The organism is Streptomyces sp. NPDC013457 (assembly GCF_043089925.1).
Classification (GTDB): Bacteria; Actinomycetota; Actinomycetes; order Streptomycetales; family Streptomycetaceae; genus Streptomyces.
On the sequence record NZ_JBICBL010000003.1, the window covers coordinates 482,537 to 500,537 of the forward strand.

Consider the following 18,001-nt stretch of genomic DNA (forward strand, 5'->3'; position numbering starts at 1 on the left):
CGATCCCGGGGCGCCGGCCCGGCCCGTCCCGCGCGGACGGCCCGGGTGGAAGAGACCTCCGGCAGCGACGACGCTGATCAAGTAGCCGTACGACGCCGGAGGCGCAGTGGACGTTTCGACGACTCTCTGGGTGCTGACCATTCTCGGTCTGAGCGCCCTCATCGCTATCGACTTCTTCATCGGGCGCAAGCCCCATGACGTGTCGGTCAAGGAAGCCGGAATCTGGACGGTCGTCTGGATCGTGCTCGCCGTGCTCTTCGGCGTCGGCCTGGCCTTCTTCGGCAACGGTCAGGCGTCCGGTGAGTTCTTCGCCGGATTCATCACCGAGAAGTCGCTCAGTGTCGACAACCTCTTCGTCTTCGTACTGATCATGGCGAAGTTCTCGGTGCCCTCCCACCTCCAGCAGCGCGTGCTGCTCGTGGGTGTGCTGATCGCCCTGGTCCTGCGTGCGATCTTCATCGCCGCCGGCGCCACGATCATCGCCAGCTTCTCCTGGGTCTTCTACATCTTCGGCGCGTTCCTGATCTACACCGCCTGGAAGCTCATCCAGGAGGCGCGGGCCGGCGAGGACGAGGACGAGTGGGAGGAGAACCGTCTCCTCAAGTCGGTCGAGAAGCGGTTCGGCGTCGCGGACAAGTACCACGGCACGAAGCTCTTCATCAAGGTCAACGGCAAGCGGGTGCTGACGCCGCTGATGGTCGTCATGCTCGCCATCGGCACGACGGACGTCCTGTTCGCCCTCGACTCGATCCCGGCGATCTTCGGCCTGACCCAGGACCCGTACATCGTCTTCACCGCCAACGCCTTCGCCCTCATGGGTCTGCGTCAGCTGTACTTCCTGATCGGCGGCCTGCTGAAGAAGCTGGTCCACCTCAGCTACGGCCTGTCGGTGATCCTCGGCTTCATCGGCGTGAAGCTGGTACTGCACGCCCTGCACGAGTCCGGGGTCCACGTCCCCGAGATCTCCATCCCGTTCTCGCTCTCGGTCATCGGCGGCGTCCTGGTCATCACGACGATCACCAGCCTGATCGCCTCCAGGAAGCAGGCGGAGCGCGAGGCCGCCGAGGCCTCCACGACCCCCGCCGCGGAGGCCGGGGAGACCGAGAAGGACAGCGTCGGCGCCTGACCGCGTACGGCACGGAGAACCACGCACCGCGGCCGGTGCGGGCGGCACACCACCGCTCGCACCGGCCGCTGTGCTTCCCTACGCGGACACCTCCGCCGCAGCCTCCGCCGACACCTCCGCCGCAGCCTCCGCCGACGTCTCCGCCGACGTCTCCGCCGACGTCTTCGCCGGCGCGTTCGCCGGGGTCGAGGCCGGCAGCGTCTCCGGCAGCAGCGCGAAGCAGCCCAGGCTCACCAGCGCCACCACCGTCAGATACGCCGCCACGCCCCAGGGCGGCCCCGAGCCCCCGGACAGCGCCGTCGCCAGGATCGGTGTCAGCGCCCCGCCCAGGACGCCCGCCAGGTTGTAGCCGACCGCCGCTCCCGTACAGCGCACCCTCGGCTCGTAGAGCTCCGGGAGGTACGCGGCGACCACCGCGAACATGGTGATGAACGCGAGCAGGGAGCCCAGGAACCCGAGGAACATCAGCACCGGCCGCCCCGTGTGCAGCAGGGCCACCATGGGGAACATCGAGGCGGCGGAGGCCGCGCAGCCGGCGAGGCAGAGCGGACGACGGCCGTACCGGTCGCCCAGCATCGCCGCCAGCGGTGTCGTGGCGCCCTTGATCGCCACGGCCGCCATGATGCAGATCAGCATGGTCGTACGGTCGACCCCGAGCCGCTCGGTGCCGTAGGCGAGGGCCCAGGTGGAGACCGTGTAGAACACCGCGTACCCGACGGCGAGCGCGCCGGCGGTGAGCAGGACGAGCCGCCAGTGGTCCCGCGCCACCTCGGCGAGCGGGGCGCTCGCCCGCCGTCCGGTCGCGCTGAGCTCCTGGAACTGCGGTGTCTCGGCGAGCGAGGAGCGCAGCAGCAGCCCGCCCACCGCGAGCAGCCCGGCCGCCCAGAACGGCACGCGCCAGCCCCACTCCCGGAACTGGGCGTCGGTCAGCGCGGCGGACAGCGCCAGCATCACCCCGTTCGCCAGCAGGAAGCCGACTGCCGGGCCGACCTGCGGGAAGCTGGCCCACAGCGCCCGCCGCCGCTCCGGGGCGTGCTCGGCGGTGAGCAGGACCGCCCCGCCCCACTCGCCGCCCAGACCGAGGCCCTGCAGGAAGCGCAGCACGAGCAGCAGGACGGGGGCGGTGATGCCGATCGTCGCGTACGTGGGGACGAGGCCGACCGCGACCGTGGCACAGCCGGTCAGCACGAGCGAGGCGAACATGACCGGGCGCCGCCCGTACCGGTCGCCGACATGTCCGAAGAGCACGGAGCCGAGCGGCCGGGCGATGAAACCGACGGCGAAGGTGCCGAAGGCGGCCAGGGTCCCGGCGACGGGGGAGAAGGTCGGGAAGAAGAGCGGCCCGAGAACGAGCGCGGCGGCGGTCCCGTAGACGAAGAAGTCGAAGAACTCGATGGCCGTGCCCACGAGCGACGCGAGGGCGACCCGCCCCATGGAGGGGCCGTAGGCGGCCGCCGGGGCTTCGGCCGGGGCTTCGGGGGCCACCGGGCCGCCCGGGGGCGACGGGGGGTCCGGGGGTGTCGGTGGACGCGGAGAGTGACCGTGGTGCATGTCGCGCCAACTACCCGGCGTCCACCGGAGTTACGGGGGCGTGCGGGAGCACGCGGCCGCGGGCCGCGCGCCTCCCGAGGTCGGCGGGGTCGGGGCGGTCGCATCGACCGCGCGCCCGCCCGTCACGACCGCCCCCGAGGTGTCACCAGCCGCGTGCGCGCCACTCCGGCAGATGCGGGCGCTCGTCACCGAGCGTGGTGTCCTTGCCGTGTCCCGGGTAGACCCAGCTCTCGTCCGGCAGCACGGCGAAGAGCTTGGTCTCCACGTCCTCGATCAGGCTCGCGAAGGCCTTCGGGTCCTTCCAGGTGTTCCCGACGCCGCCCGGGAACAGGCAGTCGCCGGTGAAGACGTGCGGGTGGCCGTGCGGGTCGTCGTAGACCAGCGCGATCGAGCCGGGCGTGTGCCCGACCAGCCGGCGGGCGGTCAGCTCCACCCGGCCGACCTTGACCGTGTCGCCGTCCTCGACCCGGACGTCCGTCGGGACCGGGATGCCCTCGGCGTCGTACGCCCCCGCGTACGTCCGCGCCCCGGTCGCCGCGACCACCTCGGCGAGCGCCTGCCAGTGGTCTCCGTGCTGGTGGGTGGTGACGACGGACGCGATGCCGTCGTCACCGATCAGCGTGAGGAGCGTCTCGGCCTCGTTGGCCGCGTCGATCAGCAGCTGCTCGCCGGTCGCCCGGCAGCGCAGCAGATACGCGTTGTTGTCCATCGGACCGACCGCGACCTTGGAGATCATCAGGTCCGTCAGTTCGTGCACATCGGCGGGCCCGCCGACCTTCACCGCTCCGCTGTACGTCATGGGCTCAGCCTATCGCCGGGCACCGAAGGACGGGCCCCAACAGCCGGGACTACAGGGCCGGGAGCCGCGGAAGCGCGCCGCCCTCCACCTTGAGGGCGGAGCCGTCGCGACGGCCCGCGAGCCAGCCGAGCAGCTCGGGAGCGGGCCCCGAGACGGCCACCGAGCCGCCGTCGGCCCCGCCGCCGGTCGTCCACATCTCGCCGCTCTCCGACCGGAGGCCGGTCGACGGGACGTCCTTGTGGCCGGCGAACCGCTCCGCGAGGAAGTCGATCTCCCGCAGGACGAACTCCTCCGGCAGATCCTCCAGCTCGTAGCCGATCCCCAGGTCGACGTGGTGCAGGGCGACCTCGACCCAGCGGCGGAAGGGCACCCGCGCCGCCCGGTCCGTGACGCCGTTGCGCAGCTCCACGGTCCGCTGCCAGTCGGCGGGCTCGGCGCCCACGGCCTGGAAGCGCTCGCCCGTCTCTCGGATGTCGGCGAGCTGCTCGGCCGCCGGGCGGGGGGCGTCCCGCTCGATGTCGGCGTCGCGGGTGGCGGCGTCGGCGTACATCGGCCGGCCCTGGAGAACGTTCACCAGGGCGTCGGCGTTGCGGGCGACATGGGCCAGGACATGGCCGCGGGTCCAGCCGGGAAGCCGTGACGGCTCGGCGACGGCCGCGTTGTCCAGGGAGGCGGCTGCGCTCAGGAGCCGCTCGGTCGCTTCACGTACAGAGTCCAGGTCACGCACATGGTCGATCATGGGGCCGACCCTAGCGCCGCCACTCGTTCGGGTGAAGCGGTAGGAGTGAGGCCGGAAATCGAATGTGCGTGCTATAGGCTCGATGGAAGCATCCGGCATCCTTGGTTGTTGGGTACTCAGGATCATCCAGGCATATCTGTGACCCGCACTCTGTGCCTCCGCTCTCTCAAGAAAGGTGCGGACCGGCGTGGCCGACCGTCTCATCGTTCGTGGCGCTCGCGAGCACAACCTCAAGAACGTCTCGCTCGACCTCCCCCGCGACTCCCTGATCGTCTTCACCGGGCTGTCCGGGTCGGGCAAGTCCTCCCTCGCGTTCGACACGATCTTCGCCGAGGGACAGCGTCGGTACGTCGAGTCGCTCTCCTCGTACGCCCGGCAGTTCCTCGGCCAGATGGACAAGCCGGACGTCGACTTCATCGAGGGCCTCTCGCCCGCCGTCTCCATCGACCAGAAGTCGACCTCGCGCAACCCGCGCTCGACGGTCGGCACCATCACGGAGGTCTACGACTACCTCCGCCTTCTCTTCGCCCGGATCGGCAAGCCGCACTGTCCGGAGTGCAGCCGCCCCATCTCGCGCCAGTCGCCCCAGGCGATCGTCGACAAGGTCCTGGAGCTGCCCGAGGGCAGCCGCTTCCAGGTCCTCTCCCCGCTCGTGCGTGAGCGCAAGGGCGAGTTCGTCGACCTCTTCGCCGACCTCCAGACCAAGGGGTACAGCCGGGCGCGGGTGGACGGGCAGACGGTCCAGCTCAGCGAGCCGCCGACCCTGAAGAAGCAGGAGAAGCACACGATCGAGGTGGTCGTCGACCGTCTCACCGTGAAGGACAGCGCCAAGCGCCGGCTCACCGACTCCGTGGAGACCGCCCTCGGGCTCTCAGGCGGCATGGTCGTGCTCGACTTCGTCGACCTCGCCGAGGACGACCCCGAGCGCGAGCGGATGTTCTCGGAGCACCTCTACTGCCCGTACGACGACCTGTCCTTCGAGGAGCTCGAGCCCCGCTCCTTCTCCTTCAACTCGCCCTTCGGCGCCTGCCCGGACTGCACCGGCATCGGCACGCGCATGGAGGTCGACCCCGAGCTGATCGTCCCGGACGAGGACCGCTCGCTCGACGAGGGCGCGATCCACCCCTGGTCCCACGGCCACACCAAGGAGTACTTCGGCCGGCTCATCGGCGGCCTCTCCGAGGCCCTCGGCTTCCGTACGGACCTGCCGTACGCCGCGCTCCCCGCACGGGCCAAGAAGGCCCTGATGTACGGGCACAAGACCCAGGTCGAGGTCCGCTACCGCAACCGGTACGGACGGGAGCGGGCGTACACCACCCCGGCCTTCGAAGGCGCCGTCTCCTTCGTCAAGCGGCGGCACAGCGAGGCCGAGAGCGACTCCAGCCGTGAGCGCTTCGAGGGCTACATGCGCGAGGTGCCCTGCCCCACCTGTGAGGGCACCCGACTGAAGCCGATCGTCCTGGCCGTCACGGTCATGGAGAGGTCCATCGCCGAGGTCGCCGCGATGTCGATCAGCGAGTGCGCCGACTTCCTCGGCCGGCTGAAGCTCAACGCCCGTGACAAGAAGATCGCCGAGCGGGTCCTGAAGGAGGTCAACGAGCGCCTTCGGTTCCTCGTCGACGTCGGTCTCGACTACCTCTCCCTCAACCGCGCGGCCGGCACGCTCTCCGGCGGCGAGGCCCAGCGCATCCGGCTCGCCACCCAGATCGGCTCGGGCCTCGTCGGCGTGCTCTACGTCCTGGACGAGCCCTCCATCGGTCTCCACCAGCGCGACAACCACCGCCTCATCGAGACCCTGGTCCGGCTCCGGGACATGGGCAACACGCTCATCGTCGTCGAGCACGACGAGGACACCATCAACGTGGCCGACTGGGTCGTCGACATCGGCCCCGGCGCCGGTGAGCACGGCGGCAAGGTCGTCCACTCCGGCCCCTTGAAGGAGCTGCTCGCGAACGAGGAGTCGGTGACCGGGCAGTACCTCTCGGGACGCAGGGCCATCGGGATGCCGGACATCCGCCGCCCCGTGGACCCCTCACGCCGGCTCACCGTGCACGGCGCCCGTGAGAACAACCTGCGCGACATCGACGTCTCGTTCCCGCTGGGCGTCCTCACGGCCGTCACCGGAGTCTCCGGGTCCGGCAAGTCGACACTGGTCAACGACATCCTCTACACGCACCTGGCGCGCGAGCTCAACGGCGCCAAGTCGGTGCCCGGCCGGCACACGCGCGTGGACGGCGACGACCTCGTCGACAAGGTCGTGCACGTCGACCAGTCGCCGATCGGCCGCACCCCGCGGTCGAACCCGGCGACGTACACCGGGGTCTTCGACCACGTCCGCAGGCTGTTCGCCGAGACGATGGAGGCGAAGGTCCGCGGCTATCTGCCGGGCCGGTTCTCCTTCAACGTCAAGGGCGGCCGCTGCGAGAACTGCTCCGGCGACGGCACGATCAAGATCGAGATGAACTTCCTGCCGGACGTGTACGTCCCGTGCGAGGTCTGCCACGGCGCCCGGTACAACCGGGAGACCCTGGAGGTCCACTACAAGGGCAAGTCCATCGCCGAGGTCCTGGACATGCCGATCGAGGAGGCCCTGGACTTCTTCGAGGCGGTCCCGACCATCGCGCGCCACCTGCGCACGCTCAACGAGGTCGGGCTCGGGTACGTCCGGCTCGGCCAGTCCGCGCCGACGCTCTCGGGCGGTGAGGCACAGCGCGTGAAGCTCGCCTCCGAGCTCCAGAAGCGGTCGACGGGACGCACGGTCTACGTCCTGGACGAGCCGACGACGGGTCTGCACTTCGAGGACATCTCGAAGCTGATCAAGGTCCTGTCGGGTCTGGTCGACAAGGGGAACTCGGTGATCGTCATCGAGCACAACCTCGATGTCATCAAGACCGCGGACTGGGTCATCGACATGGGCCCGGAGGGCGGCAGCGGCGGTGGTCTGGTGATCGCCGAGGGCACGCCGGAGGAGGTCGCCTCGGTCCCGGCGAGCCACACCGGCAAGTTCCTCCGCGAGATCCTGGGCGCCGACCGGGTCAGCGACGCGACGGTGCCCGCGGCGCGCAAGGCGTCCGGCTCCGCGAAGAAGGCCCCCGCGAAGAAGGCGGCTGCGAAGAAGGTGGCCGCACCCGCGAAGAAGGCCGCGGCCAAGAAGACGGCGGCGCGGGCACGCAAGGCGTGACGGGACCGGGGTGGGGGGCGCCCGCGACGGGCGGTCCCCCCGCTCCGCCCCTTCCCGGACCGGGGCCGCGCCCCCGTCCGGGCTGCCTGCCAGGCCTGCGGGCCACCTGAAAGGCCTTTGGGCTACGTTCCCAGCTCGTGCGCGTACGGAGGTTCCGCGCCCGGGCGGGTGCAGGTGAGGGCGGCCGCCTTCGCCGCGTACGTCAGGAGCGCGGACCACGCCTCCGCGTCCAGGGAGTGCACCGGGCGGTCGCCCAGGCCGTGCAGGAGCGCCGCGTTCACCGTGTCGCCCGCACCGATCGTGTCCGCGATCTCGACCCGTACCGCCGGGACCGACACCTCGTACGACGGGGTGTGGACCGTCAGGCCCGCCGAACCCCGGGTCAGGACGACCGCCGAAGGCCCGCGTTCCAGCCAGCGCTCCGGCGTCGAGCCCAGCCAGGCCGCGTCCTCCTCCGAGAGCTTCAGCAGCGAGACGTACGGCAGCCAGGACGCGAAGCGCTCACGATAGGCGGCCGCGTCCGGGATCAGGCCCGGGCGGATGTTGGGGTCGAGCAGCGTCAGCGCCCCGCGCTCCGCCTCCCGCCGCAACAGCGCCTCATACGCGCTCGCACCCGGTTCGAGGGCCAGCGAGCACGTGCCGAACGCGACCGCCCGCACCCCGTCCGGCAGCCGCTCCGGCAGCGCGAAGAGCCGGTCGGCCGTGCCCTCGACGTAGAAGCCGTACTCCGCCGAGCCGTCCGCGCCCACCGAGGCGACCGCCAGCGTCGTAGGCTCCGGGCCGCGCTGGACGAGCCCGGTCTCCACCCCCGCCTCCCGCAGCCCGCCCATCAGCGCCTCGCCGAACGGGTCCGTCGAGACCCGCGAGCAGAAGGCGACCCCGGCGCCCAGCCGGCCGAGGGCCACGGCGGTGTTGTACGGCCCCCCGCCCCTGACGGGTACCAGCGCGGACAGCGGCCCGGCGGCGGCACCGTCGGGGACCAGATCGATCAGGGACTCACCGGCGACGACGATCACGCCGTGAACGTAACCCATGCCCCACCGGCCACGACAGCCCCCTCGCAGGCCGGTGCGGAGGCGCCGGTATCGTCGGTTCGGTCACCCCATGTCCCGATCGCACCCGTGGAGCGCTCATGTCCGGCCAGTCCAGCCGCCGCACCGTACTGAAGGGCGCCGCGCTCGCCGGTGCCGCCGGGCTGGGCGTCGCCGCCTGCTCCACGGATTCCAAGCTCGGACATGCCCAGGTCCCCACGCCGACCGCCCCGGTGACCCTCGGAGCCCCCGAGGAGGTGCCCGTCGGCGGCGCCAAGCTCTACCGCGAACAGCGCGTTCTGGTGAGCTGCCCGGCCGAGGGCCGGTACAAGGCCTTCAGCGCCCAGTGCACCCACGCGGGCTGCGTGCTCGACAAGATCGAGAACAACGAGGGCAACTGCCCCTGCCACGGCAGCCGCTTCGACGTGACCACCGGCAAGGCCCTCCAGGGCCCGGCGACGGTCCCGCTCCCCGAGGTCCCGGTCCGCGTCGAGGGCGGAAAGCTCGTCGCGGGCCCGGAGGCGTAGGAGCCCGGAGGGAGCAGGGCGGCCACCGCGTCTACGAGCAGTCCCAGCGCCTACGAGCAGCGCCTACGACCAGTCCCAGTCGATCCCCAGGAGCCCCGGCCGTACGCCCTGCTCCACCAGGTGCACCGCGCGGTGCCGCCCGCTCAGTGTCAGATCCGAGCGGCCACCGCGCGCCGCGCCCGCCGACGCCTGGGCGAAGCGCCGGCACCGTACCGGCAGCGCCGCCTCGTCGAACCGCACCTGCAGCACGTACTGCCCGCCGGCGAAGCTGAACCCCCGGACGTACTCCCCGCTCGGACCGCCGGTGCCGTCCTCGAAGCCGTAGCCGAAGAGGTACGTGTCCCCGGCCCGCAGCCGCGTGTCGAACAGCAGCTCCGCGACCAGCACACCCGTCTCGGCGTGCCACCGCACCCGCCCCGTCCGGCAGTTCTCCGTCGCCCGCACCACCACCCGCGACGGGTCGCAGCCCGGATCGCCGTGGTGGATGGCCAGATAGCGGTCGATCCCGTCCCGGTGCGCCCGCACCACGTGCTGGGAGTCCCGCCCCACCAGTTCCCGCCCCGCCCCGATCCGCACCCGCTCGTGGTGGCCGACCGTGTGCAGCCCCCCGTCGACCGGCGACTCCAGGCCGGCGAGCAGCTCCTCCACCGCCCCCGACGCCTCCACCAGCGAGCGGTACGAGCGGGCGGCCGGCCGCTCCACGTCACCGCGCGCCGCCGCGTCCTCGGCCAGCAGGCGGATCAGCGAGTTCCCGGGCAGCTGCAGCACCTCCTCCAGCGCGCGGACCGCCTTCATCGACTCCGGCCGCTGCGGCCGGCGTGCGCCCTGCTGCCAGTAACTGAGGCTGGTCACCCCGACCTTGACCCCCCGGTGGGCGAGATGGTGCTGCACCCGCTGGAGCGGCAGCCCCCGCACAGCGAAAGCCGTGCGCAGCGCCAGATGGAACGGCCCGGTGTGCAGCAACTGCGCCAGATCGGCCTCGGTGTGCCCCACGGGACTCCTCAGTGAACGTTCACGGTGAAGGGGGCGGGCCGCCGTGCCGCCGGGGGCCCGCCCGCAGGTGACGGCAGGGCGCGTGTTCACAACCGGGTCACACCGTTCACAGGCCGCCGTCACCCCGCATTGAAGCGTGTTGACCCGATCCGGACAACGTTCGATGCTCCAGGGCAGCGTCCGGACGCGCTCCTCCACCCCCCACACCCCCACACATCCCCACACCCCCCGTCTCGGGAGGAACGCGATGCGCAGTAGAAAGCTGTCCTTGGCGGCGCTCGCCGCTGCCGCCCTCTTCCTGCTCCCCATGACGTCGGCGACCGCCGCGCCGACGGGCGAGGACGTCTCCACCCAAGCGTCCCTCGCGTACAAGCGACTGAACATCACCATGCAGGCACAGCAGAAGACCAACTGGTGCTGGGCCGCCAGCGGCAACACGATCGCCACGTGGTTCGGCCGGAACTACAGCCAGAACCAGTTCTGCAACGCCGCCTTCAACCGCCAGCAGGGCTACGACTGCCCCAACGACCAGGCCACGCTCGGCAACGTGCAGACCGGCCTGCGCTGGGCGGGCGTCAGCCCCGGCTCGTACGTGACGGGCTGGCTGCGCTACTCGACCGTGCAGACCGAGATCAACGCCGACCGCCCGATCGAGACACGGATCCAGTGGGCGAGCGGCGGCGGTCACATGCACGTGATCTACGGCTACGACGACGCGAACAGCTGGGTGTACTGGGGCGACCCCTGGCCCTCCAGCGACCGCTACAACTGGGCCTCGCACGCCTGGTACGTGAACAACGGGTCGTTCTCCTGGACCCACTCGCTCTACCGGATAGGGGCGTGACGACGATGAAGGTGCACGTACGCGCGGCCGGCGCCGGACTCCTGTCCGCCGCCGCCCTCGTCGCCCTCGGCGCCGTGCCGGCCGCCGCGGCCGGCACGCCTCCTCCTGCGCCGACGCCGGAGAAGGCGGCGTCCGCCCCCGCGACCCTGGACACGCTCTCCCGGTTCTTCGCCCGCGACGGAGCCGTCGCCCGGGCGGCGGCGCGGCCCCGGATCGAGGGGGCGTCCGTCCCCGTGCGGGTCCTGTCCCCGGACTTCGTGGCCGGGAAGGCGGGGGCGCCCGTCGCCCGCGTCGAGTTCCACGCGAGCAAGGCGGTCGCCTCGGACGGGCAGACCGCCTCGCTGTGGACCGCGCGGGGGGCGGACGGGGCGTGGCAGGTGGTGAACATCGCCACCGGAGACGACGAGATCCGGTACGCGGTGCAGGGCGCGCGGGCCCTGCCAGGCGGGATCGTCTTCCGCGAGCCGCAGATCGACGCGTGGTACGTGCAGAAGGGCGCGAAGGTGCTGCCGCTGGACGAGGACGCGGTGCGGGCGGTGGGCCGGAACGGGACGAGCCTCGGCGCGTACCGGGAACGGGTCGTGACGGCGTACGGGGACAAGCTGCCGGCCTCCGCGTACGCGCGGAAGGGCGCGGCTGGCGGCTACGACGAGCCTGCCGCGGCCCAGGACGAGCCCTGGGTCACGGCGGCGTCCACGACGGCGGGCGCGGGCGCGGCACTGGCCTTGGGCCTGATCGCCACGCGTGCGTGGCGCCGCCGGGCCCGCCTGAGCGACCGCGCGTAGAGCCTGCTTCTTTCCCCACCCCGCCCCTTCCCGAACCGGGGGCAAGCCCCCAGGCCCCGTCCGGCCTTCGGCCGCGTCCTCAAGCGCCGGACGGGCTGAGATACGGGGCGCAGCCCCGCAATCCAGCCCCGTCGGCGCTTGAGGCGCGGGGTCCGGGGCGTAGCCCCGGTTACGGGAAGGGGCGGGGTGGGGAACGAGCCCCGCGCAGCGGCCCGCCCCCGCGCTCAGCGGGCCAGGTAGCCGCCGTCCACCGGCAGGACCACACCCGTGATGAAGGACGCCTCGTCCGAGGCCAGGAAGAGGATGGCCGCCGCCACCTCGTCCGGGGTGCCGAAGCGGTGCATGGGGTGGAGCTCGACGATCTCCGAGAGATACTCCGGGCCGCCCGGTTCCGTGCGGGCCGCCGCGACCCGCTCCGTCTCGATCGTGCCCGGAGCCACCGCGTTGACGCGGATCCCGCGCCCCGCCCACTCGACCGCCAGGTGCTTCGTCAGCCCCGAGGCCACGAACTTCGCCGGGCCGTAGACCGCCTGGCGGGCCTGGCCCGCCACCCCGGAGATCGACGAGGTGCAGACGATCGCCCCGCCGCTCTCCTGCCCGGCCATGACCTCGATCGCGTACTTGCAGGTCAGGAACATGCCCTTGCCGTCCACGGCCATGACCCGGTCCCAGTCCTCGCCGGTCGCCTCCGTGATGTCCGAGAGCGGGATCACCCCGGCGTTCGCCACCAGGACGTCGAGCCGCCCGAACCGCTCCACCGCCGTCGTGATCATCCGACGCGCGTCCTCCTCTCTCGCCACGTCCCCGACCACCGTCGCCATGCCGGGGTCGTCACCCAGCGTGGCCAGCCGCTCCGCGTTCACGTCCGTGGCCACCACCCGCGCGCCCTCGCGGGCGAACCGCAGCGCCGTCGCCCGCCCGATTCCGCTGGCCGCCCCCGTGATCACGCACACCCGGCCCGCGAGCCGCCGCGTCGCCCGTTCCGTCGTCTCCGTCGTCATGTCCGGCCAACGAGCGCACGCGGTCTGAGTGTCGGCCCCCGCCAGTAGGGTGGGGAGCATGGCCGACCCCTCCAGCTACCGCCCCAAGCCGGGGCAGATCCCCGACTCGCCGGGGGTCTACAAGTTCCGCGACGAGCACCGCCGGGTGATCTACGTCGGGAAGGCGAAGTCCCTGCGTCAGCGGCTGGCGAACTACTTCCAGCCGCTCGCGAGCCTGCACCCGCGCACGGCCACGATGGTCACCACGGCCGCCTCGGTGGAGTGGACCGTGGTCTCGACCGAGGTCGAGGCGCTCCAGCTGGAGTACTCCTGGATCAAGGAGTTCGACCCCCGGTTCAACGTCAAGTACCGCGACGACAAGAGCTATCCCTACCTCGCGGTGACCCTGAACGAGGAGTTCCCGCGCGTCCAGGTCATGCGCGGCCACAAGAAGAAGGGCGTCCGCTACTTCGGTCCGTACGCCCACGCCTGGGCCATCCGCGAGACCGTCGACCTGATGCTCCGCGTCTTCCCCGTACGGACCTGCTCCGCCGGTGTGTTCCGTAACGCCGCCTCAGCCGGGCGCCCCTGCCTCCTCGGCTACATCGGGAAGTGCTCCGCCCCCTGCGTGGGCCGGGTCGAGCCGGACGAGCACCGCGAACTGGCCGAGGAGTTCTGCGACTTCATGGCCGGCCGCACCGGCACGTACATCCGCCGCCTCGAGCAGCAGATGATGGAGGCGGCCGAGGAGATGGAGTACGAGAAGGCGGCCAGGCTCCGCGACGACATAGGGGCGCTGCGGCGCGCCATGGAGAAGAACGCCGTCGTCCTGGCCGACGCCACCGACGCCGACCTGATCGCGCTCGCCGAGGACGAGCTGGAGGCCGCCGTCCAGATCTTCCACGTCCGGGGAGGGCGGGTGCGCGGCCAGCGCGGCTGGGTCACCGACAAGGTGGAGGCGGTCTCCACGGCCGGCCTCGTGGAGCACGCGCTCCAGCAGCTGTACGGGGAGGAGAGCGGCGACGCGGTCCCCCGGGAGGTCCTCGTCCCGGCCGTGCCCGAGGACGCCGACGCCGTCACCCAGTGGCTGAGCGGCCGCCGGGGCTCGCAGGTCTCCCTCCGCGTCCCGCAGCGCGGCGACAAGAAGGACCTGATGGAGACGGTCGCGCGCAACGCCCAGCAGGCCCTGGTGCTGCACAAGACCAAGCGCGCCAGCGACCTGACGACCCGCTCCCGTGCCCTGGAGGAGATCGCCGAGGCACTGGACCTGGACTCCGCGCCGCTGCGGATCGAGTGCTTCGACATCTCGCACCTCCAGGGGCAGGACGTCGTGGCGTCCATGGTCGTCTTCGAGGACGGGCTGCCGCGCAAGAGCGAGTACCGCCGCTTCCAGATCAAGGGCTTCGAGGGGCAGGACGACGTCCGCTCGATGCACGAGGTGATCAGCCGCCGCTTCAAGCGCTACCTCGTCGAGAAGGAGAAGACGGGCGAGTGGGGCCCCGAGGGCGTGGCCGTCGACGCGGACGGTGACGCGGTGGACGCGCTGACGGACCCCGCCGGGCCCGTGGACGCGCTGACGGAGCCCGCGGGGCCCGTGGGCGCGCTGACGGCCCCTGCCGGGTCCGCGGGCGCGCTGACGGACCCCGCCGGGCCCGTGGACGCGCTGACGGCCCCTGCCGGGTCCGCCGGCGCCCCGGCGGACGGCAGCCGGGGCCAGGAGCTCTCGGCGGACCGTGTCCGCGTCCGCACGGACACGGACACCGCCGGCTCCGGTGAGGTGCCGGTCGACGACGGGCGTCCCAAGCGCTTCGCGTACCCGCCGCAGCTCGTCGTGGTCGACGGCGGCCAGCCCCAGGTCGCCGCCGCCCGGCGGGCCCTGGACGAGCTGGGCATCGACGACATCGCCGTCTGCGGCCTCGCCAAGCGGCTGGAGGAGGTCTGGCTGCCCGGCGACGACGATCCGGTCGTCCTACCCCGCTCCAGCGAGGGTCTCTACCTCCTCCAGCGGGTACGTGACACGGCTCACGACTTCGCCATCCGCTACCAGCGCTCGAAGCGGAACAAGCGCATCAGGACCAGCCCCCTGGACGCGATCCCCGGCCTCGGCGATACCCGCAAACAGGCGTTGATCAAGCATTTCGGCTCGGTGAAGCGGCTCAGGCAGGCGACAATCGAGCAGATCTGCGAGGTGCCCGGCATGGGCAGGAAGACGGCCGAGGCCGTCGCCGTGGCTCTCGCCCAGGCGGCCCCGGCCGCGCCCGCCGTGAATACGGCAACAGGAGAGATCATGGAAGACGACGGGGGCACCACCGCATGACCGAGCACGACCGCCAGACAGAGCAAGAAACGCAAGAAGAGCAGCGAGAAGACGGAGCAGGACACGTGAGTACGGGCACGAAGGAGGCCGGTGAGACCGCCGACACGGCGGCCATCCCCGAGCTGGTGATCATCTCCGGCATGTCCGGCGCCGGCCGGTCCACCGCGGCGAAGTGCCTGGAGGACCTCGGCTGGTTCGTCGTCGACAACCTGCCGCCCGCGCTGATCCCCACCATGGTGGAGCTCGGCGCCCGTTCCCAGGGCAACGTCGCCCGGATCGCCGTCGTCGTCGACGTCCGCGGCCGGCAGTTCTTCGACGCCCTGCGGGAGTCCCTGGCCGCGCTCGACGCCCAGCAGGTCACGCGGCGGATCGTCTTCCTGGAGTCCTCCGACGAGGCCCTGGTCCGGCGGTTCGAGTCGGTCCGCAGGCCGCACCCCCTCCAGGGCGACGGCCGCATCACCGACGGCATCGCCGCCGAGCGCGACCTGCTGCGCGAGCTGCGCGGCGACGCCGACCTGGTGATCGACACCTCCAGCCTCAACGTCCACGAACTGCGCGCCAAGATGGACGCCCAGTTCGCCGGCGAGGAGGAGCCGGAGCTGCGGGCCACCGTCATGTCCTTCGGGTTCAAGTACGGGCTGCCTGTCGACGCCGACCTCGTCGTCGACATGCGCTTCCTCCCCAACCCGCACTGGGTCCCCGAGCTGCGGCCCTACACCGGGCTCAACGAGGAGGTCTCGGCCTATGTCTTCAACCAGCCCGGGGCCAAGGAGTTCCTCGACCGCTACACCGAGCTGCTCCAGCTGATCGCCGCGGGCTACCGCCGCGAGGGCAAGCGGTACGTGACCATCGCCGTCGGCTGCACGGGCGGCAAGCACCGCTCCGTCGCCACGTCCGAGAAGCTCGCCGCCCGCCTCGCCGCGGAAGGGGTCGAGACCGTCGTCGTCCACCGGGACATGGGGCGCGAGTGAAGCCGTACCGTCGGCGTACGTCCACCCTCTCGGTGCGTACGCTCCGTAGGCGCGGCACCCAGCCCAAGGTCGTCGCGCTCGGCGGGGGCATGGGCCTGTCGGCCTCCCTCGCCGCACTGCGCCGCATCACGGGCGATCTGACCGCCGTCGTCACCGTCGCCGACGACGGCGGCTCCAGCGGCCGGCTCCGGGAGGAGCTGGGGGTGCTCCCGCCGGGCGATCTGCGCAAGGCGCTCGCCGCGCTCTGCGGGGACGACGACTGGGGGCAGACCTGGGCCCGGGTCATCCAGCACCGCTTCCAGTCCAAGGGGGACCTGCACGAGCACGCGGTCGGCAATCTGCTGATCGTCGCGCTCTGGGAGCAGCTGGGCGACCATGTCCTCGCTCTGGACCTGGTCGGCAAGCTGCTCGGCGCGCACGGCCGGGTGCTGCCGATGTCGGCCGTCCCGCTGGAGCTCCAGGCCCTGGTCAGGGGGCACGATCCGGACCGGCCGAACGATGTGGACACCGTCCGTGGTCAGGCCACGGTGGCGCTCACACCGGGTGAGGTGCAGTCGGTGCACCTCGTGCCGAACGATCCGCCGGCCGTGCCCGAGGCCGTCGCCGCGGTCCGGGACGCGGACTGGGTGGTGCTCGGCCCCGGCTCCTGGTTCTCCTCGGTGATTCCGCATCTCCTCGTGCCCGAACTGCTCGACGCGCTCACCGAGACCAAGGCCCGCAAGGTCCTCTCGCTCAACCTCGCGCCGCAGCCCGGAGAAACCGAGGGGTTCTCTCCGCAGCGTCATTTGGAGGTTTTGGGACGACACGCCCCTAAACTCGCCCTGGACGTGGTGCTGGCCGACGAGGCCGCCGTGCCCGACCGCGACTCTCTCGCCGACGCCGCCAAACGGCTCGGCGCCGCGGTCGAGCTGGCGCCGGTGGCCCGTGCCGACGGGCTCCCGAAGCACGATCCGGAGCTGTTGGCCGCCGCGTACGACCGTATTTTTCGGATGCATGGAAGGATCGGCCCATGGCGATGACGGCAGCGGTGAAGGACGAGATCTCCCGGCTCCCCGTCACCCGGACCTGCTGCAGGAAGGCAGAGGTCTCGTCGATCCTGCGGTTCGCCGGCGGTCTGCACCTGGTGAGCGGGCGGATCGTGATCGAGGCGGAGCTGGACACCGCGATGGCGGCGCGTCGGCTCAAGCGGGACATCCTGGAGATCTTCGGGCACAGCTCGGAGCTGATCGTGATGGCGCCCGGCGGTCTGCGGCGCGGCTCCCGCTTCGTGGTGCGCGTGGTGGCGGGCGGCGACCAGCTGGCCCGGCAGACGGGCCTGGTCGACGGCCGGGGCCGCCCGATCCGCGGCCTGCCCCCGCAGGTCGTCTCGGGCGCCACCTGCGACGCCGAGGCGGCCTGGCGCGGCGCCTTCCTGGCGCACGGCTCGCTCACCGAGCCCGGGCGCTCCTCCTCCCTGGAGGTGACCTGCCCCGGTCCGGAGGCCGCGCTCGCCCTGGTGGGCGCCGCGCGCCGGCTCAGCATCGCCGCGAAGGCCCGTGAGGTGCGGGGTGTGGACCGGGTGGTCGTCCGGGACGGGGACGCCATCGGGGCGCTGCTGACCCGGCTCGGCGCGCATGAGTCGGTGCTGGCCTGGGAGGAGCGGCGGATGCGCCGCGAGGTCCGGGCGACGGCGAACCGGCTGGCCAACTTCGACGACGCCAACCTGCGCCGCTCGGCGCGTGCGGCGGTCGCCGCGGGCGCCCGTGTGCAGCGTGCCCTGGAGATCCTCGGCGAGGAGGTGCCGGAGCACCTCGCCGCCGCGGGCAGGCTGCGCATGGAGCACAAGCAGGCCTCCCTGGAGGAGCTGGGCGCGCTCGCCGAGCCGCCGCTGACCAAGGACGCGGTCGCGGGGCGGATCCGCCGTCTGCTGGCCATGGCCGACAAGCGGGCGCAGGACCTGGGCATCCCCGGAACGGAGTCCAGCCTGACGGAGGAGCTGGACGACAGCCTCGTCGGCTGACCGATCCGGACGGCCCGACCCGGGCGCCCCGAACCGGCCCTCCGCCTGCCGCGTCGCTCAACTCACCGCTGCCGGTGCCTTTCTGAGGCACCGGCAGCACCCGTTCGGCCCGCATGGCACCCTTGACATGATCATGAACGATGATCAGCCTGGCGTCT

The 18,001-nt window shown here is 72.0% G+C and carries 15 protein-coding genes; 9 read left to right on the top strand and 6 right to left on the bottom strand.

Going from position 1 to position 18,001, the window contains the following annotated elements; all coding sequences use genetic code 11:
- Positions 1 to 106 precede the first annotated feature (106 nt).
- Positions 107 to 1,126, top strand: a complete 1,020-nt coding sequence (locus ACF1G2_RS11030; protein ID WP_391797984.1) for a TerC family protein — start codon at positions 107 to 109, stop codon at positions 1,124 to 1,126.
- 78 nt (positions 1,127 to 1,204) lie between these two features.
- Here the strand turns inward: ACF1G2_RS11030 and ACF1G2_RS11035 are convergent, their stop codons facing one another.
- From ACF1G2_RS11035 to ACF1G2_RS11045, 3 genes are all read right to left on the bottom strand, one after another.
- Positions 1,205 to 2,560, bottom strand: a complete 1,356-nt coding sequence (locus ACF1G2_RS11035) for an MFS transporter (RefSeq protein ID WP_391798136.1) — start codon at positions 2,558 to 2,560, stop codon at positions 1,205 to 1,207.
- Between the two features lie 259 nt (positions 2,561 to 2,819).
- Positions 2,820 to 3,476, bottom strand: coding sequence for an MBL fold metallo-hydrolase (locus ACF1G2_RS11040; RefSeq protein WP_391797985.1), 657 nt, complete (start codon positions 3,474 to 3,476; stop codon positions 2,820 to 2,822).
- A gap of 49 nt (positions 3,477 to 3,525) precedes the next feature.
- The gene (locus ACF1G2_RS11045; protein ID WP_391797986.1) at positions 3,526 to 4,215 is read right to left on the bottom strand and encodes a maleylpyruvate isomerase family mycothiol-dependent enzyme; all 690 of its coding nucleotides are present in this window, start codon (positions 4,213 to 4,215) and stop codon (positions 3,526 to 3,528) included.
- 187 nt (positions 4,216 to 4,402) lie between these two features.
- Here ACF1G2_RS11045 and uvrA point away from each other — a divergent pair, with 187 nt between their 5' ends.
- On the top strand, positions 4,403 to 7,396 hold the full coding sequence (gene uvrA / locus ACF1G2_RS11050; protein ID WP_391797987.1) for an excinuclease ABC subunit UvrA: 2,994 nt from the start codon (positions 4,403 to 4,405) through the stop codon (positions 7,394 to 7,396).
- Between the two features lie 122 nt (positions 7,397 to 7,518).
- Here the strand turns inward: uvrA and ACF1G2_RS11055 are convergent, their stop codons facing one another.
- Entirely contained in the window at positions 7,519 to 8,412 is an 894-nt protein-coding gene (locus ACF1G2_RS11055; RefSeq protein WP_391797988.1) for a carbohydrate kinase, read from the bottom strand.
- A gap of 116 nt (positions 8,413 to 8,528) precedes the next feature.
- Between ACF1G2_RS11055 and ACF1G2_RS11060 the strand changes: the two genes are divergently transcribed.
- Positions 8,529 to 8,954, top strand: a complete 426-nt coding sequence (locus ACF1G2_RS11060; protein ID WP_391797989.1) for a Rieske (2Fe-2S) protein — start codon at positions 8,529 to 8,531, stop codon at positions 8,952 to 8,954.
- 63 nt (positions 8,955 to 9,017) lie between these two features.
- Here the strand turns inward: ACF1G2_RS11060 and ACF1G2_RS11065 are convergent, their stop codons facing one another.
- Positions 9,018 to 9,947: a hypothetical protein gene (locus ACF1G2_RS11065; RefSeq protein WP_391797990.1), complete on the bottom strand. Its 930-nt coding sequence runs from the start codon at positions 9,945 to 9,947 to the stop codon at positions 9,018 to 9,020.
- 247 nt (positions 9,948 to 10,194) lie between these two features.
- Here ACF1G2_RS11065 and ACF1G2_RS11070 point away from each other — a divergent pair, with 247 nt between their 5' ends.
- Both ACF1G2_RS11070 and ACF1G2_RS11075 read left to right on the top strand, forming a co-directional pair.
- Positions 10,195 to 10,791, top strand: a complete 597-nt coding sequence (locus ACF1G2_RS11070) for a papain-like cysteine protease family protein (RefSeq protein ID WP_391797991.1) — start codon at positions 10,195 to 10,197, stop codon at positions 10,789 to 10,791.
- Positions 10,792 to 10,796: 5 nt separating this feature from the next.
- Positions 10,797 to 11,576, top strand: a complete 780-nt coding sequence (locus tag ACF1G2_RS11075) for a hypothetical protein (protein ID WP_391798137.1) — start codon at positions 10,797 to 10,799, stop codon at positions 11,574 to 11,576.
- A 224-nt stretch (positions 11,577 to 11,800) separates the two neighbouring features.
- Here ACF1G2_RS11075 and ACF1G2_RS11080 read toward each other — a convergent pair whose 3' ends face one another.
- Entirely contained in the window at positions 11,801 to 12,577 is a 777-nt protein-coding gene (locus tag ACF1G2_RS11080) for an SDR family NAD(P)-dependent oxidoreductase (RefSeq protein WP_391797992.1), read from the bottom strand.
- Between the two features lie 58 nt (positions 12,578 to 12,635).
- Here ACF1G2_RS11080 and uvrC point away from each other — a divergent pair, with 58 nt between their 5' ends.
- From uvrC to whiA, 4 genes are read left to right on the top strand one after another with little or no spacing between them, the layout of a single operon-like run.
- Positions 12,636 to 14,873 carry an excinuclease ABC subunit UvrC gene (uvrC, locus tag ACF1G2_RS11085; RefSeq protein WP_391797993.1) on the top strand — a complete coding sequence of 746 codons (2,238 nt, stop codon included), beginning with the start codon at positions 12,636 to 12,638 and terminating at the stop codon, positions 14,871 to 14,873.
- Positions 14,870 to 15,844 (top strand): RNase adapter RapZ, encoded by a 975-nt coding sequence (rapZ, locus tag ACF1G2_RS11090; protein ID WP_352186292.1) that lies wholly within the window; start codon positions 14,870 to 14,872, stop codon positions 15,842 to 15,844. Before uvrC ends, rapZ begins: the two co-directional genes overlap by 4 nt.
- On the top strand, positions 15,841 to 16,863 hold the full coding sequence (gene yvcK, locus ACF1G2_RS11095) for a uridine diphosphate-N-acetylglucosamine-binding protein YvcK (protein ID WP_391797994.1): 1,023 nt from the start codon (positions 15,841 to 15,843) through the stop codon (positions 16,861 to 16,863). The genes rapZ and yvcK overlap by 4 nt, the downstream gene beginning before the upstream one ends.
- Complete coding sequence (gene whiA / locus ACF1G2_RS11100) at positions 16,854 to 17,843, top strand: DNA-binding protein WhiA (protein WP_352186290.1); 990 nt, start codon at positions 16,854 to 16,856, stop codon at positions 17,841 to 17,843. The genes yvcK and whiA overlap by 10 nt, the downstream gene beginning before the upstream one ends.
- Positions 17,844 to 18,001: the final 158 nt, after the last annotated feature.